We start from the raw sequence: 22,057 nt of genomic DNA, 5'->3' as shown, positions 1-22,057 counted from the left end.
GAATCCCTGTACTGGTTGGAGATTCGTCCACAGGAGACCGGTCGGCCGAGTTGTCCTCAGGGCCTGACCAGACCGCGCCGCGACCGAGGCCTTTCCAGCATTGTCGATGCATCGCCTCGGACATCGGGGCGCCGGACCGGCCGGTCGCCGGAACTCCTGGAGGTACTTATGCGCAAGGTGCGCCGGATCGCTCGCCCGGACGAGCGGGGCATGACCACGGCGGAGTACGCCGTGGGCACCGTGGCCGCGGCCAGCTTCGCCGGCCTGCTGATCAAGCTGCTGACGAGTTCGGAGGTGCAGCAGCTGTTGATGAAGCTCGTCAAGGCCGCGCTGAGCCTGGCGGGCTGATCGCGGTGGCCGGCCCGCTTGCCGAGGCCGGGCGGGCCGGCCACCCGGCAGTGGCGGGCGAGGAGCGCTGAGGTGGCGGTTTTCGGAAATGGTTCGTGGTGCTGGAACGAAGGCGAACGGGAGGAGACGTGAAGGTGGAGGCGAGACGGCGCTGCCAGGCGGGGATGGTGACGGCCGAGACCGCGGTGGCGTTGGCCGCACTCGTCGCGGTGACGCTCGGCATGACCTGGGTGGTCGCGGTGGTCGGAATCCAGGCCCGGTGCGTCGACGCCGCGCGCGACACAGCCCGCGCGGTGGCCCGCGGTGAGTCCGTCGGCGCGGGCGAGGAGGAGGGGCGGCGCAGCGCGCCCGAGGGGGCCCGGATCACGGTGCGTCGCGCCGGCGGGATGGCGAGCGTCGAGGTGGTCGCGGACGCCAGGCCGTCCTGGCCGGTGTTGTCCCGGCTGCCGGCGATCACGGTCGGCGGCCATGCGGTCGTGGCGCTCGAGCCGGGGGTCTCCTGACATGGCAGGGAAAGACCCGGGGCAGGCGAACGACCCGGGGCAGGCGAACGACCCGACCCAAACGAAGGAGCGGACAGAGACGAAGGGAACGGCGGAGGCGAGCCCGTCGGCGACGAAGGCGTTCACTCACGGATGTGAACGCGGCAGCGGCAGTGTCTGGACGCTGGCGGCGGCCGCGATCGTGGTCATGGCGGCGGTGGTGTCCACCACGATGGTCGCCGTCGTGGGTGCGGGACGCAGGGCCGACACCGCGGCGGACCTGGCGGCGCTGTCGGCCGCGGCGGTTCGCCCGGACCAGCTCGGGTCCGCCTGTGCGGTGGCCGACCGGATCGCGGCGGCACACCGGGCGCGCCTCGTCGCGTGTGCGGTGGAGGGGAGCGAGGTGGACGTCACCGTGGAGGCACATCCGGCCGCGCCGGGAGGTGGGCTGTTCGTCGTACGAGCCCGAGCACGTGCCGGCCCCACCACCCAGCCAACCTGAGCAGGGTCAGGTGCTCACGGCATGGGGTCCTGGCGGACTCCGTGGTGAGGCTCGCGGGCCGGGGAGGCGGCCCTGTTGGCGTGGCCACCGGGATCGGTGTGGCGTCCGGTGTCTTCGGGGCCGCCTGCGTTCCCGGGCCGGCCGGCCTCACCGGACGGGTGGTCGCGGGTGCCGTGTTCGGTCGGTCCGCCCGAAGCGGTGCCGGACTCGCCGTGCCCCGGGGACGTCCCGGCGTCGGCGGAGTGCCGGGGCGTGGTGGCTCCGCCGGCGGGCTGGTTCGCGCCGCCCGAGCCGGACCCGAGTTCACCGCCGGCAGCGGTGTCGCCGCCGGCGACCGCACCGGTGCCGCCCCCCGTCCGCTGGCGCAGCTCCTTCAGCTCCCGCTGACGGGTGCGCCACCGCTTGGTGCCGACCACCAGGCACCAGGCACCGAACGCGGCCGCGATCGTGACGCCGACCCCGATGAAGAAGAACGTGGAGGTGGAGCTCTCGATCCGCAGTGGCCCGAGTTCGACAGCGGTCGGTTGTCCGCCGCCCACCGCGATTCCGACCGCGGCGGCGACCAGCAGCAGCACCAGAATGATTCCGACGACGATCATGTGCCGTCATCTCCTTCGACAGGCCGGGCCTCGCGCGGCGCCCCGTTGAGCAGAACATCCAGCAGCCGGACAGCACCGGACTTGTCGAGCGGATTGTTGCCGTTTCCGCACTTCGGGGAGTGTACGCATGATGGGCAGCCGTCGGCGCAGTGGCAAGCCGCGATCGCGTCGCGTGTCGCCGCGAGCCACTGGGCGGCCGCGGTGAAACCGCGCTCGGCGAACCCCGCTCCGCCCGGGTGGCCGTCGTAGACGAACACCGTCATCCGGCCGGTGTCCGGGTGCAGCGCGGTGGAGACGCCCCCGACGTCCCACCGGTCACAGGTGGCGAACAACGGCATCAGGCCGATCGCCGCGTGCTCGGCAGCGTGCGCGGCGCCCCCGACGTCCGCACGGCCGAGTCCGGCCTCCGCGAGCTGGTTCTCCGAGACCGTCCACCAGACGGCCCGTGTCTGCAGCGTGCGGGGCGGAAGGGTCAGCGGCACCTCGCCGAGCACCTCCCCGCTGACCAGCCGCCTGCGCAGGTAGGCCACGACGCGGTTCTCCACCTTCACCGAGCCGAAGTCGAGGGTCGCCTCACCCCATTGCTCACTGCGTTCGCTCTCCAGTACCTCGATGTCGGTGATCTCGCGGGCGGTCGTCGAGTAGTCCGGCTCAGCGCGTTCGACCAGGGCGACGGCGGCTTCGAGGTCGAGGTGGTCCACCACGTACGTCGCGCCCTGGTGGAGGTAGACCGCGCCGTCGTGCACCGACGTGTGGGCAGCACCCGCGTCGACCGTGCCGAGCAGCCGCCCGGTCGATCCCTCCACCAGCCGCACGAGCTGCCCGTCCACCGAACGGATGTCGGCCAGGTCGCTGGCACGGCCGCGGCGGGTCCAGAACCATCCGTGCGGGCGGCGGCGCACCATGCCCTCCGCCTCCAGGGCCTGCAGCGCGGCGGGTGCGGAGGGGCCGAAGCGGTCGATGTCGGCGTCGGTGATCGGGAGTTCGGCGGCGGCCGCCGCCACGTGTGGCTTGACGACGTAGGGGTTGTCGGGATCCAGCACGGTCGCCTCGACCGGAGGGCCGAACACGGCGTCCGGGTGCTGGACGAGGTAGGTGTCCAGCGGATCGTCCCGGGCGACGAAGACGGCGAGCGCGCCCTGACCGTCGCGTCCGGCCCGTCCCGCCTGCTGCCACAACGAGGCGCGGGTGCCCGGGTAGCCGGCGACCAGCACGGCGTCCAGCCCGGCGATGTCCACGCCGAGCTCCAGCGCGTTCGTCGCCGCGACGCCGAGCAGTCTGCGGTTCTGCAGAGCGCGTTCGAGGGCGCGGCGTTCCTCAGGCAGGTAGCCCGCGCGGTAGGCCGCGACCCGAGAGGGCAGCTCGGCGGCGACCTCGGCGAGGTGCTCGCGGGCCTGGACCGCCACCACTTCCGCGCCGCGCCGGGAGCGGATGAACGCGACCGTTCGTACGCCGTCGGCCACCAGGTCGGCGAGCAGGTCGGCGGTCTCCGCGGTCGCGCTGCGGCGGACCGGCGCGCCTCCCTCCCCGGTGAGCCGGGTGAACGGTGGCTCCCACAGCGCGAACGCCAGCCCGCCGTGTGGTGATGCGTCATCGGTCACCGCGCGTACCGGCACACCGGTCAGCCGGCTGGCCGAACCGGCCGGTTCGGACACCGTCGCCGAGGCCAGCACGAACGTGGGATCGGCGCCGTAGTGCGCCACGATCCGGCGCAGCCGGCGCAGCACCTGCGCGACGTGCGAGCCGAACACGCCGCGGTAGTGGTGGCACTCGTCGACGACGACGTACCGCAGCGAGCCCAGGAACCTCGCCCACCGCGCGTGCGCGGGCAGGATCGATCGGTGCAGCATGTCGGGGTTGGTCAGGATGTACGCCGCGTGGTCGCGGGCCCAGTCGCGTTCGGCCCACCCGCTGTCGCCGTCGCACGTGGTCGCGAGCGCGTCCTCGCCGGCCAGCTCGCTCACCGCGCGGAACTGGTCCGCGGCCAGCGCCTTGGTCGGGGAGAGGTACAACGCGGTGCCGGCGCGGCGACGAGTGGTCTCGCCGTCCGGACCGGCGAGGATCTCGCTGAGCACCGGCAGCAGGTAGCCGAGGGACTTTCCGGACGCGGTGCCGGTGGCGAGGACGACGTGTTCACCGTCGCGGGCCAGCTGCGCGGCGTGCGCCTGGTGCGTCCACGGACGGTGGATGCCGTAGGCGGCGAGCCGGTCGAGGACCTGGGGCGGCACCCAGGAAGGCCACTCGGCGGTACGTCCCTGCCGGGCGGGTACGTGCTCCACGTGGGTCACGCGTTCGGCCCGGTCGGCCCCGAGGGTGAGCCGGTCCAGCATGGCCGCGGGGTCGGTGGCCCGGCCCGCGCCCGCGCGACGCCCCCGTGCGGGACGCTCCTGCATGGGGCGTTCCTCCACGGGGCGTTCCCGAGTTGGGTGTTCCTGGGTGGGGACGCCTGGAGTGGGACGGTTCTGGGCGGATGCGTCGGACGGCTGGGAACGGGACGGCCGGCTGAAGGACACGAAGGACAGTGTCACACCGTCCCACCGACAAGGCGCGGCTCAGGCATGGCGCAGGCGCGGCTCAGGTCGCGCGGGACGGTACGCCACGGCAGCGGAAGACCGGCCGGATGCCCGGTAGGTCAGCAGCGGGCCGGCCGGGCCGACTCGCGCGGGAGATAGCCCGGTGCTGTCGTGAGGTCACGTCAGGTGATTGAATTCCCATCAGGGCCGGTCCGTCGGATGGTAGTGCTGGAGGAGCTCGTGGATCTATCCCTCGCGAACCGCGCCGCAGGCGACCACATCGTGGTCGAAGTCGGCGGTGAGATCGATGTCTACACCGCACCCAGACTCAGAGAACACGTGGTCGACCTCGTCGAGGCCGGCCACTACCACCTGGTCATCGACATGGAGGGCGTCGACTTCCTGGACTCGACCGGGTTGGGGGTGCTGGTCGGCGGGCTGAAGCGGGTGCGCTCCCACGAAGGAAGCCTGCAGATCGTGTGCACCCAGGAACGCCTGCTGAAGATATTCCGAATCACCGGGTTGACGAAGGTCTTCCCGATTCATGACACCGTCGACGAGGCGGTGATGCCGACCGTTCGGTAGGGAGCCCGGCCGGAGCCCGGTCTCGTGGCCGGGCCACACCCGGCCACACCGTCGCCGCGACGTACTTTGGAGCGGTGAGCCCGGCGGGACCGGTGAGATCGACGGGCCGTACGACGGGGGGCGTGCGCCGCGCTCACCGCAGCCGCTCCCCGGGCCACGACTCGCGGGGGTCGCGTCGTCGCTGGTGGGGGCGGGCAATGTAGACTCCGGCGCGCCCCGGATTCCATCCGGTGGCGCCAGTTGTCCGCGCGCCTGTCGACGATGCCGGTCGGTACCGACACCGTCGCGTGAGATGGAGCGCTGGACCGGGGACCACAACGCATCCACGGCCGGCCGGAACGGCGTTCGTACGCACGCCCGAGTGCACACGAAAGTCCGGACCGGACCGGAAATGGCCAGGTCTTCGATCCTGACGCTCCGTCTCGCGCACGCCGATGTCGGGGCGCACATCAACGGGATCGACACCAAGGGGTCGTCGTAGCCCCTGTCAAGGAGGACGAATGTCCGCGTTCCTACTCGCTGCCGAGGGGGAACCTGTCTCGCTCACCGGCGGCAACCTGACGTACGTCGCCATCGTCGCGGGGATCGGCGTGATCGCGCTCGTGATGGCCGCGGTCTTCCGCCGTGAGGTTCTCGCGGCCGGTGACGGCACCGCCAACATGCAGACCATCGCCCGAGGTGTCCAGGAGGGTGCCTCCGCCTACCTCAACCGGCAGTTCCGGACGCTGGGCATCTTCGCCATTCTGGTGTTCCTGTTGCTGTTCGTCCTCCCGGGTGACGCGAACGTCCGAATCGGGCGTTCCATCTTCTTCCTGGTCGGCGCGGTCTTCTCCGCGTCGATCGGCTACATGGGCATGTGGCTCGCCGTGCGGGCCAACGTGCGGGTGGCCGCCGCCGCCCGTGACGAGGGTCGTGACCCGGCGATGCGGGTCGCGTTCCGTACTGGCGGCACGGTCGGCATGGCCACCGTCGGTCTGGGCCTGTTCGGTGCCGCGCTGGTGGTGCTCATCTACCGCGGTGACGCGCCGAGCGTGCTGGAGGGCTTCGGCTTCGGTGCTGCCCTGCTCGCGATGTTCATGCGTGTCGGCGGCGGCATCTTCACCAAGGCCGCCGACGTCGGTGCGGACCTCGTGGGCAAGGTCGAGCAGAACATCCCCGAGGACGACCCCCGCAACGCCGCGACGATCGCGGACAACGTGGGCGACAACGTCGGTGACTGCGCCGGCATGGCGGCCGACCTGTTCGAGTCGTACGCGGTGATGCTCGTCGCGGCGCTCATCCTCGGCAAGGCGGCCTTCGGGTCCCAGGGCCTGGTCTTCCCGCTGATCGTCCCCGCGATCGGCGCGCTCACCGCCGTGGTCGGTGTCTACATCACCAAGCCGCGCGGTGGCGAGAACGGCCTGACCACGATCAACCGCAGCTTCTACGTCTCGGCCGCGTTGTCCGCGGTTCTGTGTGCGATCGCGGCGTTCGCGTATCTCCCGTCGTCGTTCGGCGATCTCTCCGGCGTCTCGGCGAACATCGCCCGGCTCGGCGGCGACCCCCGCCTGATCGCCACCGGCGCCGTGATCCTCGGCATCGTGCTGGCCGCGGTGATCCTCTCGCTGACCGGCTACTTCACCGGCACCGAGCACCGCCCGGTCAAGGACGTCGGCAAGACGTCGTTGACAGGTGCCGCCACCGTCATCCTGTCCGGCTTCGCGCTGGGACTCGAGTCCGCCGTCTACACCGCCCTGGTGATCGGCGCCGCGGTCTACGCCGCGTTCCTGATCGGCGGCGGTTCGGTGATCGTCTCGCTGTTCGCGATCGCGCTGGCCGGCTGCGGTCTGCTCACCACCGTCGGCGTGATCGTCGCGATGGACACCTTCGGTCCGGTGAGCGACAACGCGCAGGGCATCGCGGAGATGTCCGGCGACGTCGACGGCGAGGGCGCGAAGATCCTCACCGAGCTCGACGCGGTGGGCAACACCACCAAGGCGATCACCAAGGGCATCGCGATCGCGACCGCCGTGCTCGCCGCGACCGCGCTGTTCGGTTCGTTCAACGACGCGGTCACCAACGCGCTGGCTTCCGCGGGCTCGCAGGCGGCGGCGTCGACCACCGCCTTCCTGCGTACGGTCGACTCGCCGAACGTCCTGGTCGGCCTGATCATCGGTGCCTCGGTGGTGTTCCTCTTCTCCGGCCTCGCGGTGAGCGCGGTCGGCCGCGCCGCTGGCGCGGTGGTGTTCGAGGTGCGCCGGCAGTTCCGGGAGATCCCCGGGATCATGGAGGGCACCGGCAAGCCGGAGTACGGCCGGGTGGTCGACATCTGCACCCGTGACTCCCTGAACGAGCTGGCCACGCCGGGTCTGCTCGCGGCGATGGCGCCGATCGCGGTCGGCTTCGGTCTCGGCGTCGGCCCGCTGGCGGGTTACCTCGCCGGTGCGATCGCCGCCGGAACGCTGATGGCGATCCTGCTGGCCAACTCCGGTGGGTCGTGGGACAACGCCAAGAAGCTGGTCGAGGACGGCACGCACGGCGGCAAGGGTTCGCAGGCGCACGAGGCGACCGTCATCGGTGACACCGTGGGTGACCCGTTCAAGGACACCGCGGGCCCGGCGATCAACCCGCTGATCAAGGTGATGAACCTCGTCGCCGTGCTGATCGCCCCGGCCGTGGTCCAGCTGTCGGTCGGCAACAGCGCCAACACCCCGCTGCGGATCGGCATCGCCGTGGCCGCCGTGGTGGTCGTGGTGGTCGCGGTGACGATCTCCAAGCGCCGCCCGGTCGCCATCGGTTCGGAGCAGGAGGAGAACCGGCAGACGGCCAACGTCGCCTGACCGATCTCCCCGGATCCGGCTGAGGCCCGATTCGGACGGCTCGATCCTCCAGGGGCCCCGTCACCGCATCGCGGTGGTGGGGCCCTTGCCGTTGTCCGGCGCGGCTCCCGGCAGGATGGACGGATCTTCGAACTGTCCGAGGACGTTCAGGCACGCCTGCGTTCCCACCTGGCCGCCGTCGGCTACACCGTGGACGGCGTACGCGAGCGGCTGGGCCCGGTCGCGCACGCGGCGCTGCACCGCAACGAGACCACCCCCGGGGTGCGCGCGACGGAGGGCGGCGACCCGCTGGACACGCTGGTCCGGCTGTGGTTGCTGCAGCGTCCGGTGCCCGCGGACCGGGCCGAACGCGCCCTGCCCGGACTCCTCGAACCGCTGGTGATGGCCGGCCTCCTGGGTGCGACCGGCGGCGAAGGCGGAGCCGGTGAGGCAGGCGGGTCAGGCGACCGGATCCGCGCGCTGGTCGACGTCCGGCCGTACGGCGCGACCGGCGGACCCGCCCGGAAGGGGCTGCCCGACGACCAGGACTGGTGGGTGGTCGCCGACCTGACGCCCGGCCTGGACGGCGCCCGCCCCGCCGTGACCGCCGACCACGTCCTCGGCGTGAACAGCGCGGCGAGCACGCTGGCCCAGTTGACCGTACGCCGACCGGCCAGGCGGGCACTCGACCTCGGCACCGGCTGCGGCGTCCAGGCCCTCCACCTGTCCGGGCACGTACGCGAGGTCGTCGGCACCGACGTCAACCCGCGGGCGCTGGCGATGGCCCGGCTCACCGGCACGCTGAACGGCCTCGACTGGGACCTGCGGGAGGGCAGCCTGTTCGAGCCGGTGCGGGGTGAGAAGTTCGACCTGGTGGTGTCGAATCCGCCGTTCGTGATCTCCCCGCGCGGCGGGCTCACCTACCGCGACAGCGGGATGGCCGGCGACGAGGTGTGCCGGCGGATCGTGACCCAGGCGCCGGACTTCCTCGCCGACGGCGGGGTCTGCCAGATCCTGGCCAACTGGCTGCACGTACGCGGGGAGAACTGGCGTGACCGGCTGGGCGACTGGCTCGCCGATTCCGGCGCGGGCTCCGGCACTGGCTCCGGCGCCGACTGCGACGCGTGGGTGCTGCAGCGGGAGGTGTCCGACCCGGCGGAGTACGTCGAGCTGTGGCTGAAGGACGCGGGCGTGCACGGGACGCCGGAGTACGCGAGACGGTACGACGACTGGCTGGCGTGGTTCGAGGCGCAGGACGCGGAGGGGGTCGGCTTCGGCTGGATCACCCTGCGCCGCAACGCCGGGCCGCGGCCGGGTGGCCCGGCGGCCGTGATGGAGGAGTGGCCGCATCCGGTGGAGCAGCCGCTCGGGGCCGAGGTCGGGAGGTGGCTGGACGCGGTGGACCGGCTGGACTCCTACGCCGACGACGCCGCACTGCTCGGTGCCCGGCTGCGGGTGGACCCCGACGTCGACCAGGAACAGCTCGGCCGGCCGGGCGCAGCGGACCCCGAACACGTCGTACTCCGGCAGCGGCGGGGCCTGCGCCGGGCGGTCGCGGTGGACACCGCCGAGGGCGGGTTCGTCGGTGCCTGCGACGGCGAGCTGACGGTCGGGCAGATCTGCGACGCACTGGCGACCCTGCTGGGGGAGGAGCCGGCGCGGATGCGGGGACGCCTGCTGCCGCGCGCCAGGCAGCTGTACGCCGAGGGATACCTGCACGACGCCGCCCCGGACGCGGCCCCGGACGCGACCCCGGCGTGAACCCGTACCAACCGGGCCGAAACATGACGTCCCGCGCCCCGACACCCGTCCCGAACCACAAACCGGGGGTTGCAACCCGACATTCACCACGTACTCTCACTCTTCGGGTCGAGCCGCCCAGAGCCCGCGGTCCTCGGTTCCGGCATCGCCGGGCAACGCTTCGGGAGGCACCCGCGAAACAGTTCGGGGCGTCGTACGGTTACCGTCTAGCGGGCCGGATCGCCCGCGCGGCTTGACTCGACCCGGTTCGGACCGCGATGCCGCCGTACGAAAACCGCGGACCGGACGGACGGCGAAGCACCGGCAGACCGGTGCAAACCACAACAGACCAAGCGCACGAGCAAGCCCAGCAGCACCGTCCAGTAGAAAGACAGACAAGGACAGGCAGGAGAGGTACACAGTGCCCGCCAAGAAGGCCTCCACCCCGACCGAGGGTCCCCGGCTCGTCATCGTCGAGTCGCCTGCCAAGGCGAAGACGATCGCCGGTTATCTCGGCCGCGGCTACGTCGTGGAGTCGAGCGTGGGCCACATCCGCGACCTGCCCGGCGGTGCCGCCGAGGTGCCGGCCAAGTACAAGAAGGAGCCGTGGGCCCGGCTCGGCGTCAACGTCGACGAGGGGTTCGCCCCGCTCTACGTCGTCCCCGCCGACAAGAAGCCCACCCTGCGGCGCCTGAAGGACCTGATGTCCGACGCCGGCGCGGTCTACCTCGCGACAGACGAGGACCGCGAGGGCGAGGCCATCGCCTGGCACCTGCTGGACGAGCTGAAGCCGAAGGTTCCGGTGCACCGGATGGTCTTCCACGAGATCACCCCCGAGGCCATCAACCAGGCGGTGAGCAACCCCCGCCAGATCAACGACAACCTGGTCGACGCGCAGGAGACCCGGCGGATCCTGGACCGGCTGTACGGCTACGAGGTCTCGCCGGTCCTGTGGAAGAAGGTCATGCCGCGCCTGTCCGCGGGCCGGGTGCAGAGCGTCGCCACCCGGATGGTGGTCGACCGGGAGCGGGAGCGCATCGCGTTCCGCACCGCGACCTACTGGGACCTGGTCGCCGAGCTGGACGCCGGCGAGACCAAGGACCCGCGCACGGTGACGGTCCGGCTGGTCAACCTCGACGGCCGCCGGGTGGCGCAGGGCCGCGACTTCGCCTCCGACGGGACGCTGAAGCCGGCCGCGCGCGACACCGTGGTGCACCTGGACCAGGCGCAGGCCGACGCGCTGAAGTCCGGGCTGGGCGAGTCGACGTTCACCGTGCGCGGCGTGGAGTCCAAGCCGTACCGCCGTTCGCCGTACGCGCCGTTCCGTACGACCACCCTGCAGCAGGAGGCGGCCCGCAAGCTCGGCTTCGGCGCGGCCCGCACCATGCAGGTCGCCCAGCGGCTGTACGAGAACGGCCACATCACCTACATGCGTACCGACTCCATCACGTTGTCGGAGACGGCGGTCACCGCTGCCCGCGCACAGGTCAGGCAGCTGTTCGGGGCGGACTACCTGCCGGAGAAGCCGCGCGTCTACCAGAGCAAGGTGAAGAACGCCCAGGAGGCGCACGAGGCGATCCGCCCCTCCGGCGACCGGTTCCGTACGCCCGCCGAGACGGGCCTGCGCGGTGACGAGTTCCGGCTGTACGAGCTGATCTGGATGCGCACCGTCGCCTCGCAGATGCGCGACGCCGAGGGTCGCAGCGTCACCCTGCGGGTGGGTGCCCGCACCGCCGACGGGCGGGACGCGGAGTTCACCGCGTCCGGCAAGGTCATCACGTTCCACGGGTTCCTCAAGGCCTACGTCGAGGGCGTGGACGACGCGACCACCGAGACCGACTCCGCCGAGCGCCGGCTGCCCGACGTGGTGGAGGGCGACACCATGGTGGCGACCCGGATCGACGCCGACGGGCACGAGACGAAGCCGCCGGCGCGCTACACCGAGGCCACGCTGGTCCGCGAGCTCGAGGAGCGCGAGATCGGCCGGCCGTCGACGTACGCGTCGATCCTCGGCACCATCCTCGGCCGCGGCTACATCTACAAGAAGGGCCAGGCGCTGGTCCCGACGTGGGTGGCGTTCGCGGTGGTGCGGCTGCTGGAGGAGCACTTCGCCCACCTGGTCGACTACAACTTCACCGCGAGCATGGAGGACGCGCTCGACGAGATCGCGCGCGGCGGGTCGGACATGCAGACCTGGCTGGCGCGGTTCTACTTCGGCGCGCCCGGTGAGGGCACGGCCAACGGCGGCGGCGGGGCCGGCGGCCCGGGCGGCGGCAACGGCGGCGTCCTGCAGGCCGACGGACTGAAGGCCCTGGTCACCGAGCTCGGGGAGATCGACGCCCGGGAGATCTCGACGTTCCCGATCGGCGACAACGGCACGGGTCCGATCGTGATCCGGGTCGGCCGCTACGGCCCGTACGTCGAGGACGCCGAGGGCAACCGCGCCAACGTGCCCGAGGACCTGCCGCCGGACGAGCTGACCCTGGACAAGGCGAAGGAACTGCTCACCCAGCCGGCCGGGCTCGAGCGCGAGCTGGGCACCGACCCCGAGACGGGCCACCCGGTGGTGGCGAAGGCGGGCAGGTTCGGCCCGTACGTCACCGAGGTGCTGCCCGAGGACGCCCCGAAGTCGGCGAAGCCCCGGACCGCCTCGCTGTTCAAGTCGATGGACCTCGACACCGTGTCCTTCGAGGAGGCGCTGCGGCTACTGTCGCTGCCCCGCTCGCTGGGTGACGACCCGGACAACGGCGAGGAGATCGTCGCGCTGAACGGCCGCTACGGCCCGTACGTCAAGAAGGGCTCCGACTCGCGTTCGCTCGGGTCGGAGGAGGAGCTGTTCACCGTCACGCTGGAGCAGGCGGTCGAGCTGTTCAAGCAGCCGAAGGCGCGGGGCCGCCGGGCCGCCGCCGCCCCGCTGCGGGAGCTCGGTGAGGACCCGGAGACCGGCAATCCGGTGGTGGTGAAGGACGGCCGGTTCGGTCCGTACGTCACCGACGGGGAGACCAACGCGACCCTGCGCAAGGACGACGACGTGGAGTCGATCTCGCTCGACCGGGCCGCCGACCTGCTCGCGGAGAAGCGGGCGAAGGGGCCGGCACCGAAGCGGGCGAAGAAGGCCGCCGCCAAGAAGACGGCGAAGAAGGCTGCCAAGAAGGCCACGGCGGGCGCTGGTGTGGCGAAGGCGACCGCTTCCGGAGCGAAGAAGGCCGCGGCCAAGAAGACGACCGCGAAGAAGGCCGCCGCCAAGAAGTCGAGCGCGGCGAAGAAGAGCTGAGGACGGACCCCAGGCGGATGTACGTCGCCCGGATCGGCCTGACGCCGGTCAAGGGGCTGGCCCACGAGTTCCTGCCCGAGCTCGACCTGCCGGCGTCGGGCCCGCCCGGCGATCGCGCGTTCTGCTTCTACGACGTCGCGGCGGACCGCGTCCTTCGTACGGTCGACCACGACGCGCTGCTCGCCTGCCGGGCCCGCTGGGACCCGCCGGCGCTGACCATCACCACGCCGGTCGGCGAGGCCACCGGGGACGCGGACGGGTTCGGGGAACCGGACGCGGCCGGTGACCGGCTGGTCGCCGACTACTGGGGGCGGCCGACCGAGCTCACCGTCCTACGCGGACCGTGGTCGGCGCTGGTGAGCCGCTACCTCGGCAAGGAGGTCGTGCTGTGCCGGGTCGGCCCGCCGGGCGGGGTGGTGTGGGGCGGTCCGGTCTCGGTGGTGACCACCTCCTCGCTGGCCGAGGTCGCGCGCCGCGTCGGCCGGGACCCTGAGGACGGAGAGGGCAGAGAGGACGGCCGGAGGTTCCGCGCGACGTTCGTGGTCGACACCGGGGACGCGCCGGCCTTCGTCGAGGACGAGTGGACCGGCCGGCTGTTGCGCCTGGGTGACGCCGTGGTGCGGGTGCGCGGGCCGCTCGAACGGTGTGCCCTGGTCGACCGGCGCCCGGAGGCCGGTGGCCGCGACGCGATGGTGCTGCGCGCGCTGGCCGCCGACCGGCGGGTCGACGGGCAGATCGTGTTCGGCGTACACGCGGACGTCGAACGGCCCGGCATCGTCCGCCTCGGCGCGGAGGTGGACGCCTCGGCGCCGAGGTGACCGATGCCGTGGCCCCGCCGTGCGTCAGCGCTGGCGGGACTCCACCCGGTCGCGCAGGGCGGAGTTCAGTGCCTTGAACCCCGACAGCGTGTCACCGCGCAGCCAGCCCGTCGTGAACGGCACGGCGATGCCGCGGAACGTTTCCTGCTGCACCACGTGGGTGCGGCCGGGCGCGGTCTGAGTGAGTACGAAGGAATGCTCGCCGTCGAAGATGCCGGGCACCCCGAGCCGTCCGATCCAGCGCAGTTCGCGCCCGGGTTCGACGGCGAGCACCGTCGGCCCGAACACCATCGTCCTCGTACCGAAGCGGTGCACGTTCGTCAGTTTCCGGCCGACCTGCAGGCGTCCGCTGGACCGCACGATGAACGGGTTCCACTCCTGGTAGGCGGGCAGGTCGGCGAGCACCGCCCACACCTGGTCCGGGCCGGCGTCGATGTCGACCTCGGCGCGCAGGACGACGGGGTGGGAACGTTGCCAGATCACGCCGCCGGCCAGCAGAGCCAACACGGCAAGGAGTACGTAAGGCCAGCGGCGGCGTCGGCGGCGCCCGTCCGGAGCAGCGGGCAAGGTCGTCTTGACAGCCGACTGGTCAACGGGCATGGGAGGTTGGTCCTTCCGGGCGGAGGTGCGCGCCGAGCGCGGCGTCGACGAGGGCGGCGGCGTACTCCGCGGTGAGCGGGTCGCCGGTGAACAGCAGCCGGTAGTAGAGAGGTCCGGCGAGTTGGTCGACGACGACCTCCGGGTCGAAGCCGGGGGAGAGGACGCCGCGTTCGGCCGCCCGGCCGAGCAGTTCCACGGCGGCGCGCCGCCACTGCGCCCAGCGTGCGCGCATGGTCTCGCCGAAGTCCGGGTCGTGCGCCATCGACGCCGTCAGGTCCGCGACCAGCGGCGCGCCCGCAGCGGTCAGGCTGCCCGCGATCCCGGCCGTCAGCCGGGTCAGGTCGCCGACGACGTCACCTGTCTCGGTCAGGGGCACCTCGTCCTGCATCCGCGAGACGAGGTCGGCCACCAGACGTGCCTTGGTGGGCCACCGGCGGTACAGCGTGGTCTTGGCCACCCCGGCCCGCTCGGCGACGGCGTCGACGGACAGTCCGGCGTACCCGTGCGCCGCGATGGTCTCCCCGGCCGCGGCCAGGATGCGCCGATCGACCTCGGCGTCCCGGGGCCGCCCCCGGCGCGTTCGCGCGGCGCCCGGTCCCGCGCCCGGTCCTGCGTCGCCCGGTCCTGCGTCAGCCATCGCGGCTCGCCCGCCTTCCCGCTCAATTACGAAACTTGAGTAGCGGAAACGACCTTACGGTGACGTTGGCTATTACGCAACGGCGGTATCGAAAAGCGCGGCGAGGCCACCCGGACGGCGCGGGTTCGGCGGCACGGGGAAGAGGGGTGGCTTTGGTTAGGCTGACCGGGTGTCTGAGCACGAGCGGTCCACCAGCACGGTCGAGTCCGGTATGTCCGTACCCGCCAACGACATCCGCGGTGTCCTGCGGATCAAACCGTTCCGCACCCTGTGGATCGCGCTCGGCCTGTCCAGCCTCGGTGACTGGCTGGGACTGCTCGCTCTCACTGCGATGGCCGGCCAGCTCGCCGCCGGCAACTACCGCACGGAGAACTTCGCGATCGCCGGCGTCCTGCTGCTGCGGCTGCTGCCCGCGGTGGTGGTCGGCCCGCTCGGCGGCTACATCGCCGACCGGCTCGACCGGCGGTGGACGCTGGTCGTGGGCGACGTCATCCGGTTCGTGCTGTTCGCGTCGATCCCGATCGTCGGCACGCTGTGGTGGCTGTACGTCGCGACCGTGCTGATCGAGGCGGTCAGCCTGATCTGGCTGCCGTCCAAGGACGCCGCCGTACCCAACCTCGTTCCCCGTGACCGGCTAGCGGTGGCCAACCAGGTCTCGATGGTGACGACCTACGGCTCGGCGCTCCCGGCGGCACTGCTCTTCACCTTCCTGGCGCTGATCAACAGCTCGCTGATCCGGACGTTCCACTGGTTCAACGGTGGCTCGGTCGACCTCGCGCTGTACTTCAACGCGCTGACGTTCCTTGTCGGTGCGCTCGTGGTCGCCCGGCTGCACGAGGTCTCCGGCCGGCCCGCCTCGGGTGAGATCACCGAGGAACAGACCAACGTGCTCAAGGCCGTCATCGAGGGCTGGCGGTTCGTCGCGCAGAACCGCCTCATCCGTGGCCTGGTGATCGGGGTGGTCGGCGCGTTCGCCGCGGGCGGCGTGGTGATCGGTCTCGGCCGTACGTACGTCACCGACCTCGGCGGCGGCGCCGCAGGCTATGGCGTCGTCTTCGGCGCGCTCTTCACCGGCCTGGCCGCCGGCATGGCGGTCGGCCCGCGGTTCCTGGTGGGCCTGTCCCGGCGGCGGATGTTCGGGCTGACCCTCACCGCGGCCGGGCTGTCCCTGATCGCGGTGGCGTTGTTCCAGAACCTCGTCCTGGTGGCGTTCTGCACCGTCCTGCTCGGCGCGTTCGCCGGGATCACCTGGATCACCGGCTACACCCTGCTGGGGCTGGAGGTCGAGGACTCCATCCGCGGCCGCACGTTCGCGTTCGTCCAGTCGCTGACCAAGATCGCGTTGGCCGCGGTGCTCGCGGCGGCGCCCGCCATCGCCGGTTCGATCGGCGCGCACGGTGTCGAGCTTCCGGGCAAGGTCACCTTGACGTACAACGGCGCGGCGATCACGTTCCTGCTCGGGGGTATCGCGGCGACGGCGTTCGGGCTGGTGTCGTTCCGGCAGATGGACGACCGTCCCGGGGTGTCGGTGCTGCGCGACGTGCGCGCGGTGTTCAGCGGCCACGACCGTGGCTTCTACGCCGACACCGGCCTGTTCATCGCGTTCGAGGGCGGCGAGGGTGCCGGCAAGTCCACCCAGGCGAGGCGGCTGGCGCGGTGGCTGGAGGACCAGGGCCACACGGTCACCGTCACCCACGAACCGGGCGCCACCGACATCGGCCGGGACCTGCGGCACCTGCTGCTGCACGGTGCGAGTGGCATCTCCCCGCGGACCGAGGCGCTGCTGTACGCCGCGGACAAGGCCGAGCACGTCGACTCGATGATCAAGCCCGTGCTCGCCGAGGGGGCGGTGGTCATCACCGACCGGTACGTCGACTCCGCGCTCGCCTACCAGGGCGGCGGACGTGACCTCAGCCAGTCCGAGCTCGTACGCCTGTCCCGCTGGGCGACCGGCGGGCTGCGGCCGCACCTGACGGTGCTGCTGGACCTGCCGCCGGAGGCAGGGCTGGCCCGGGTGGACGGCACCCCGGACCGGCTCGAACGAGAGCCGCTGGAGTTCCACTCCCGGGTACGCCAGCAGTTCCTCGACCTCGCCGCGCTCGACCCGGAGCGGTACGCCGTCCTGGACGCCACGCAGCCGGTCGACGAGCTCGCCGCCCAGATCCGGAACGCGGTCCGGCCGTTGCTGGGCGGTGTCGGCGGCGGGGTCGGTAGCGAGGTCGGCGGTCCTGGTGCCGGCGGCGTCGATCGGCCGTACGACAGAAGGGACGGCGACTCCGGGGACGGCGACGGCGGCGGCGACCAGCGGGAGGACCCGTCCCGCCCGGGGCAGCCGGTTCAGCCGCAGCGGCCGAGTGAGGAGGCGCAGGCATGAGCCAGGTGCAGCAGGTCGACAGCGACTCCGAGGAACTCGCCACCGCCGAAGTACCCATGACCGGGGTCTGGGCCGACCTGGTGGGCCAGGAGCCGACCGTCGCCGTCCTCCGCCCGGCCGCCGCCGGGGCCGCCGCCTGGCTGGCCGGCGACCGGTCGCCGTCGGCCATGACCCATGCCTGGCTGCTCACCGGGCCGCCGGGTTCGGGGCGTTCGAACGCCGCCCGCGCCTTCGCCGCCGCCCTGCAGTGCGAGCGGGGCGGGTGCGGGGAGTGCTCGGCGTGCCGGACCGCGATCACCGGTTCGCATCCCGACGTCACCCTGGTCCGCACCGAGCAGCTCAGCCTGAAGGTCGACGAGATCCGCGAGCTCGTCCGCAAGTCGGCGATGTCGCCGGTCGGCCGGCGCTGGCAGATCCTCGTCGTCGAGGACGCCGACCGGCTCACCGAGCAGGCCGCCGACGCGCTGCTGAAGAGCCTGGAGGAGCCGGCCGAGCGTACGGTCTGGCTGCTGTGTGCCCCGACCGTCGAGGACGTCGTACCCACGATCCGGTCCCGCTGCCGGCTGCTGGTTCTGCGTACTCCACCCACACCGGCGGTCGCGGCGGTCCTGCAGCGGCGCTACGACGTGGAGCCCGCGGTGGCGGCATTCGCGGCGCGCGCCTCGCAGGGGCACATCGGCCGGGCCCGCGCGCTGGCTACCCAGGAGGAGGTGCGGGCCCGGCGGCAGCATGTGCTCGCGGTGCCGAGCGGGCTCCGTGACCTCGCCAGTTGCCTGACCGCGGCCGCGCAACTTGTCGAGCTGGCCGCCACCGAGGCGAAGGAGACCACCGCCGACCTCGATGCCGGGGAGAAGCTGGAGCTGGAACGCGCGTACGGCGTCAGCGGCAGTGGTGGCCGGGGCGCCCGCCCCCGGCAGCTGCAGACGGCTCAGAAGGACCTCGAGGAGCAGCAGAAGGTCCGCGCCAAGCGGCTGCAGCGCGACGCGCTCGACCGGGCCCTTCTCGACCTGACCGCCTACTACCGCGACGTGCTCGCGGTGGCTCTCGGTGCCCGGACCGAGCTGGTCAACGAGGAGTTGCGCGACGACATCGAACACCGCGCAGCCTCCACCCGGCCCGAACAGGTCATCCGCCAGATCGACGCGATCCTTGCCTGCCGGGAGGCGATCACGGCCAACGTCGCCCCGCTGCTCGCGGCGGAGGCGATGACCATCGCGTTGTGGAACACCCCCGGCTGACCCGCGGCCGACCCCTGACCGGTGGCCGACCTCCGGCCACCTGTGGAAGACGGGAAGGGCTGCCCAGCGGAATCTCGTAGGGTGGCCGGAGGAACGAACGCCGAAGGGTGGACACGGGTGCGACAAAAGAGCGCAAAGCAGCTCTTCGCGGCGCTTGCGGTGCTGGTCCTGATGGTCGCGACCGGCTGCGCCCTCGCGCCCCGCGCCAGCGACTCGGCCGGGCAGACGCAGGATCGCGGCGGCAGCTCCAAGTCAGCGGCCGAGCCCGGTGCCACCGCCCAGCCCGGCGAGCCGGCACCGATGCCCTCCGACGTGGCTGCCGGCCTTCGGCCCTACTACGAGCAGAAGCTGAAGTGGGTCAAGTGCACCAGCGGGGCGTCGTTCCAGTGCGCGGCGCTTCGGGTGCCGCTCGACTACCGCCAGCCGGAAGGGAAGTCGATCGAGCTGGCGGTGTTGCGGTTGCCGGCCAGGGACCGCGCGAAGCGGCTGGGTTCCCTCGTTATCAACCCCGGCGGCCCGGGCGGGTCCGGAGTCGAGTACGCCGCCGCCGCGCCCTGGGTGGTGAGCAAGCCCGTCATCGCCCGCTACGACATCGTGGGCTTCGACCCGCGTGGGGTCGGCAAGAGCGCGCCGGTCGACTGCCTCACCGACAAGCAGATGGACCACTACCTCGCCATCGACGGGTCGCCGGACAACGCCACGGAGCAGAACAACCTGATGAAGGAGGCGCGCTTCTTCGCCAACGGCTGCAAGGCGCGCAGCGGTGCGGTGCTCGGGCACGTGTCCACCGAGGACGCCGCGCGTGACATGGACGTGTTGCGCAGTGCACTCGGCGACAAGAAGCTCACCTACCTCGGCAAGTCCTACGGCACCTTCCTCGGTGCGACGTACGCCGGGCTGTTTCCCCAACGCGCGGGGCGGCTCGTCCTCGACGGCGCGATCGACCCGACGCTCAGCGCCCGTGCCCTCGGCCTGGAGCAGGCGAAGGGCTTCGAGGTGGCGCTGCGGGCGTTCATCCAGGACTGCGTGAGCCGCAAGGACTGCCCGCTGGGCTCGTCGGTCTCCGAGGCGTACCGCACCATCGACAACTTCCTCGCCAGGACCGACCAGAATCCGCTGAAGACCAACGACGGGTCCCGCAAACTCACGCAGTCGCTGGCGATCACCGGGATCATCATGCCGCTGTACGTGAAGGAGTACTGGCCTCGGTTGCGGACGGCGATGCGGTCCGCGCTGGCAGGCGACGGCAGCAGGCTGCTGTCGCTGGCCGACGAGTACGTCGAGCGCAACCCCGACGGCACCTACCGGAACAACTCCGGCGAGGCGATCGTGGCGGTCAACTGCCTCGACCGGCCGGACCTCAAGTCGGTGGCCCAGGCGAAGGCCGAGGAGCCGACGTTCGAGAAGGCCTCGCCTCGGTTCGGCAGCTACATCCTGTGGGGCTCGCTGAGCTGTGCGGCGTGGCCGTTCAAGGCGACCGGCCGGCCAGGGCCGATCCACGCCAAGGGCGCGCCCCCGATCCTGGTGATCGGCACCACGCGCGACCCGGCCACGCCGTACGACTGGGCGGTCCGGCTGGCCAAGCAGCTCGACTCCGGAGTGCTGCTGACCCGGGACGGAGACGGACATACCGGCTATATGCAGGGCAACCAGTGCGTCGACCGGGCGGTCGAGCGGTTCCTGATCGACGGCAAGCCGCCGCGCTCGGGCACCGAGTGCCCGGAGGGGTGACGAGCCCGGCCGAGGCGCCCGGTATGCTCATCCCTCGTGTCTTCGAGACACTTGCCGCCTTAGCTCAGTCGGCCAGAGCGACGCACTCGTAATGCGTAGGTCGTGGGTTCGATTCCCACAGGCGGCTCCCCTAATTACCGCAGGTCAGCGGCCTTGAGCCGTCCTCAGTAACATCACGCCGATCACCAGCGTGGCATGGTTCATGGCATATGCGGACTAGACTCCGCGTCATGCCACGTGCCACGGGTCCTAGACGACGCCAGCGGGGAAACATCGAGGAGCTTCCGAGCGGGGGCTACCGGGTGCGTGTGTATGCCGGCGTGGACCCTGTGACGAAGCGTCCTCATTACCTTCGCAGGACGGTTGCTTCAGGCCGGGATGCGGCGCGGCAGGCCGAGAAGGTCCGCACGCAGCTTCTCGCCCAGGTCGATGAGCGACGGAACCCGCGCACCCGGGCGACCGTCAACCAGCTGCTCGACCGCTGGCTGGAGATGGTCGAGCTCGAGCGCACGACGCGGGCCGGCTACGTCGGGAAGATCGAGAAGCACATCCGCCCGACGATCGGCAAGGTCGAGGTCGGCAAGCTCGACGCCGAGACCATCGACTCGCTGTACGCCCAGCTGCGCCGGTGCCGCGAGCACTGCCACGGCCGGAAGTACATCGCGCACCGCACCAGCGGCCGACACGAGTGCGACGAGCGATGCCGACCACATACCTGCACCCCGCTGTCCGCGGGAAGCATCCGGGTTGTCCATTCGATCCTGAGCGGCTCCCTGAAGCGCGCAGTGCGGTGGGGCTGGATCTCGGTCAATCCTGTGGACCAAGCTGAGCCCCCCGCCGTTCCGAAGCCCGATCCGCACCCACCATCCGCCGAGGAGGCGGCGAGGATTGTGAACGAGTCGTGGAAGGACCCCGACTGGGGAGTTCTCGTCTGGCTGGCAATGATGACGGGAGCTCGCCGAGGAGAGATGAGCGGGCTCCGGTGGCGTGACGTGAACCTGCCCGGTTCTGTACTGACGCTGCATCGGAGCATCGCGCAGCTTGGCGGTCAGATGTACGAGAAGGACACAAAGACGCACCAGCGGCGCCGCCTCGCACTGGATGCCGCGACCGTGGAGATCCTGAGGTCCCACCGGGTCCGGTGCGAGGAGCGGGCGGCAGCACTGGAACTGACCATCGCAGCGGATGCCTTCGTCTTCTCGCTGTCCCCAGACTGCTCGACCCAGATCCGACCAGACAGCGTGACGCAGCGGTACGGCCGTCTGACCAAGCGGCTCGGCATCGAAACGCACTTTCACGCACTCCGGCACTACTCGGCCACCGAGTTGATCGCCGCCGGCGTCGACCCGCGAACGGTCGCTGGTCGCCTCGGTCACGCTGGCGGCGGCTCGACAACCCTGCGCTTCTACTCGGCCTGGCGAGACGAGTCAGACCAGCGGGCCGCCGCGGCCCTAGCTGCTCGGGTGCCACTGCCGGGACTGTCAGCGGGACGGGCGGGAGCCCAAAGAGACACAGCTGTCAAGGATCTGGGGGCGCACCCGGTTTTCCGCAGGCGCGGCGTCCCTGAAGGTGACCGGGAAACTGTCAATGAAACGGAGTCGCGGCAGGCCCCCGGCGTGGCATTTTAGGCCGGCGAACGTGCAGATCAGCGAGCGTGAAACGGATCATCGGCCTTGGGGTTGCTCTTGTAATCGCGAGGTTTGTCGGATCAAGCGTTGGGGATTGGCCGAGCGATCGACTGTGCGTCATTCCCTACCGCCTTGGTTGCCGGGTTGTCTGACCGGACCGCCAGCCGCGCTACGTCCTCCACGTTCAGCC

Annotated in this window: 16 protein-coding genes and 1 tRNA gene; 13 read left to right on the top strand and 4 right to left on the bottom strand. The window is 71.5% G+C overall.

Features of this window, described 5'->3' with window-relative positions; translation table 11 throughout:
• Nucleotides 1-168 precede the first annotated feature (168 nt).
• The 3 genes from F4554_RS27790 (at nucleotide 169) to F4554_RS27780 (ending at nucleotide 1,332) form a co-directional block, all read left to right on the top strand.
• Nucleotides 169-348: a DUF4244 domain-containing protein gene (locus F4554_RS27790; RefSeq protein WP_179790444.1), complete on the top strand. Its 180-nt coding sequence runs from the start codon at nucleotides 169-171 to the stop codon at nucleotides 346-348.
• Between the two features lie 134 nt (nucleotides 349-482).
• Nucleotides 483-851: a TadE family type IV pilus minor pilin gene (locus F4554_RS27785; protein WP_202889488.1), complete on the top strand. Its 369-nt coding sequence runs from the start codon at nucleotides 483-485 to the stop codon at nucleotides 849-851.
• 1 nt (nucleotide 852) lies between these two features.
• Nucleotides 853-1,332, top strand: coding sequence for an Rv3654c family TadE-like protein (locus F4554_RS27780; protein WP_179790443.1), 480 nt, complete (start codon nucleotides 853-855; stop codon nucleotides 1,330-1,332).
• Between the two features lie 14 nt (nucleotides 1,333-1,346).
• Here F4554_RS27780 and F4554_RS27775 read toward each other — a convergent pair whose 3' ends face one another.
• Nucleotides 1,347-1,931, bottom strand: a complete 585-nt coding sequence (locus tag F4554_RS27775; RefSeq protein WP_179790441.1) for a hypothetical protein — start codon at nucleotides 1,929-1,931, stop codon at nucleotides 1,347-1,349.
• Entirely contained in the window at nucleotides 1,928-4,324 is a 2,397-nt protein-coding gene (locus F4554_RS27770; protein ID WP_179790439.1) for a DEAD/DEAH box helicase, read from the bottom strand. Before F4554_RS27770 ends, F4554_RS27775 begins: the two co-directional genes overlap by 4 nt.
• 360 nt (nucleotides 4,325-4,684) lie before the next feature.
• Here F4554_RS27770 and F4554_RS27765 point away from each other — a divergent pair, with 360 nt between their 5' ends.
• The 5 genes from F4554_RS27765 to F4554_RS27745 all read left to right on the top strand — a co-directional run bounded on the left by F4554_RS27765 (nucleotide 4,685) and on the right by F4554_RS27745 (nucleotide 13,659).
• Nucleotides 4,685-5,029, top strand: a complete 345-nt coding sequence (locus tag F4554_RS27765; RefSeq protein ID WP_179790437.1) for an anti-sigma factor antagonist — start codon at nucleotides 4,685-4,687, stop codon at nucleotides 5,027-5,029.
• Between the two features lie 500 nt (nucleotides 5,030-5,529).
• The gene (locus F4554_RS27760) at nucleotides 5,530-7,848 is read left to right on the top strand and encodes a sodium-translocating pyrophosphatase (protein WP_179790435.1); all 2,319 of its coding nucleotides are present in this window, start codon (nucleotides 5,530-5,532) and stop codon (nucleotides 7,846-7,848) included.
• 123 nt (nucleotides 7,849-7,971) lie between these two features.
• Entirely contained in the window at nucleotides 7,972-9,588 is a 1,617-nt protein-coding gene (locus tag F4554_RS27755; protein ID WP_179791810.1) for a DUF7059 domain-containing protein, read from the top strand.
• Nucleotides 9,589-9,988: 400 nt separating this feature from the next.
• A complete protein-coding gene (topA, locus tag F4554_RS27750) occupies nucleotides 9,989-12,841 on the top strand; it encodes a type I DNA topoisomerase (RefSeq protein ID WP_179790433.1) in 2,853 nt (950 codons plus the stop codon).
• Between the two features lie 17 nt (nucleotides 12,842-12,858).
• Entirely contained in the window at nucleotides 12,859-13,659 is an 801-nt protein-coding gene (locus F4554_RS27745) for an MOSC domain-containing protein (protein ID WP_179790431.1), read from the top strand.
• 24 nt (nucleotides 13,660-13,683) lie between these two features.
• On the opposite strand, the gene F4554_RS27740 is transcribed toward F4554_RS27745, so the two are convergent.
• On the bottom strand, nucleotides 13,684-14,259 hold the full coding sequence (locus F4554_RS27740; protein WP_179790430.1) for an SRPBCC domain-containing protein: 576 nt from the start codon (nucleotides 14,257-14,259) through the stop codon (nucleotides 13,684-13,686).
• Nucleotides 14,249-14,896 carry a TetR/AcrR family transcriptional regulator gene (locus F4554_RS27735; protein WP_179790428.1) on the bottom strand — a complete coding sequence of 216 codons (648 nt, stop codon included), beginning with the start codon at nucleotides 14,894-14,896 and terminating at the stop codon, nucleotides 14,249-14,251. The genes F4554_RS27740 and F4554_RS27735 overlap by 11 nt, the downstream gene beginning before the upstream one ends.
• A gap of 169 nt (nucleotides 14,897-15,065) precedes the next feature.
• Between F4554_RS27735 and tmk the strand changes: the two genes are divergently transcribed.
• The 5 genes from tmk to F4554_RS27710 all read left to right on the top strand — a co-directional run bounded on the left by tmk (nucleotide 15,066) and on the right by F4554_RS27710 (nucleotide 21,867).
• Nucleotides 15,066-17,270 (top strand): dTMP kinase, encoded by a 2,205-nt coding sequence (gene tmk / locus F4554_RS27730; RefSeq protein ID WP_337796221.1) that lies wholly within the window; start codon nucleotides 15,066-15,068, stop codon nucleotides 17,268-17,270.
• Nucleotides 17,267-18,508 carry a DNA polymerase III subunit delta' gene (locus F4554_RS27725; protein ID WP_238341424.1) on the top strand — a complete coding sequence of 414 codons (1,242 nt, stop codon included), beginning with the start codon at nucleotides 17,267-17,269 and terminating at the stop codon, nucleotides 18,506-18,508. The genes tmk and F4554_RS27725 overlap by 4 nt, the downstream gene beginning before the upstream one ends.
• A 117-nt stretch (nucleotides 18,509-18,625) precedes the next feature.
• The gene (locus F4554_RS27720; RefSeq protein ID WP_337796220.1) at nucleotides 18,626-20,239 is read left to right on the top strand and encodes an alpha/beta hydrolase; all 1,614 of its coding nucleotides are present in this window, start codon (nucleotides 18,626-18,628) and stop codon (nucleotides 20,237-20,239) included.
• 53 nt (nucleotides 20,240-20,292) lie between these two features.
• Nucleotides 20,293-20,366, top strand: a tRNA-Thr gene (locus F4554_RS27715).
• 103 nt (nucleotides 20,367-20,469) lie between these two features.
• Nucleotides 20,470-21,867 (top strand): site-specific integrase, encoded by a 1,398-nt coding sequence (locus tag F4554_RS27710; protein ID WP_179790427.1) that lies wholly within the window; start codon nucleotides 20,470-20,472, stop codon nucleotides 21,865-21,867.
• Nucleotides 21,868-22,057: the final 190 nt, after the last annotated feature.

Source organism: Actinopolymorpha rutila (assembly GCF_013407855.1).
GTDB classification, from domain to species: Bacteria; Actinomycetota; Actinomycetes; order Propionibacteriales; family Actinopolymorphaceae; genus Actinopolymorpha; species Actinopolymorpha rutila.
Note: the sequence above shows the minus strand (reverse complement) of the source record. Positions and strands in the feature narration are given on the sequence as shown.

What these genes read in the sequence shown, in the direction of transcription:
- F4554_RS27790 (WP_179790444.1), top strand. Translation starts at nt 169, where the DNA reads ATGCGCAAGGTGCGCCGGATCGCTCGCCCGGACGAGCGGGGCATGACC.
- F4554_RS27780 (WP_179790443.1), top strand. Translation starts at nt 853, where the DNA reads ATGGCAGGGAAAGACCCGGGGCAGGCGAACGACCCGGGGCAGGCGAAC.
- F4554_RS27775 (WP_179790441.1), bottom strand. Translation starts at nt 1,931, where the DNA reads ATGATCGTCGTCGGAATCATTCTGGTGCTGCTGCTGGTCGCCGCCGCG.
- F4554_RS27770 (WP_179790439.1), bottom strand. Translation starts at nt 4,324, where the DNA reads ATGCAGGAGCGTCCCGCACGGGGGCGTCGCGCGGGCGCGGGCCGGGCC.
- F4554_RS27760 (WP_179790435.1), top strand. Translation starts at nt 5,530, where the DNA reads ATGTCCGCGTTCCTACTCGCTGCCGAGGGGGAACCTGTCTCGCTCACC.
- F4554_RS27745 (WP_179790431.1), top strand. Translation starts at nt 12,859, where the DNA reads ATGTACGTCGCCCGGATCGGCCTGACGCCGGTCAAGGGGCTGGCCCAC.
- F4554_RS27740 (WP_179790430.1), bottom strand. Translation starts at nt 14,259, where the DNA reads ATGCCCGTTGACCAGTCGGCTGTCAAGACGACCTTGCCCGCTGCTCCG.
- F4554_RS27735 (WP_179790428.1), bottom strand. Translation starts at nt 14,896, where the DNA reads ATGGCTGACGCAGGACCGGGCGACGCAGGACCGGGCGCGGGACCGGGC.
- F4554_RS27725 (WP_238341424.1), top strand. Translation starts at nt 17,267, where the DNA reads ATGAGCCAGGTGCAGCAGGTCGACAGCGACTCCGAGGAACTCGCCACC.
- F4554_RS27710 (WP_179790427.1), top strand. Translation starts at nt 20,470, where the DNA reads ATGCCACGTGCCACGGGTCCTAGACGACGCCAGCGGGGAAACATCGAG.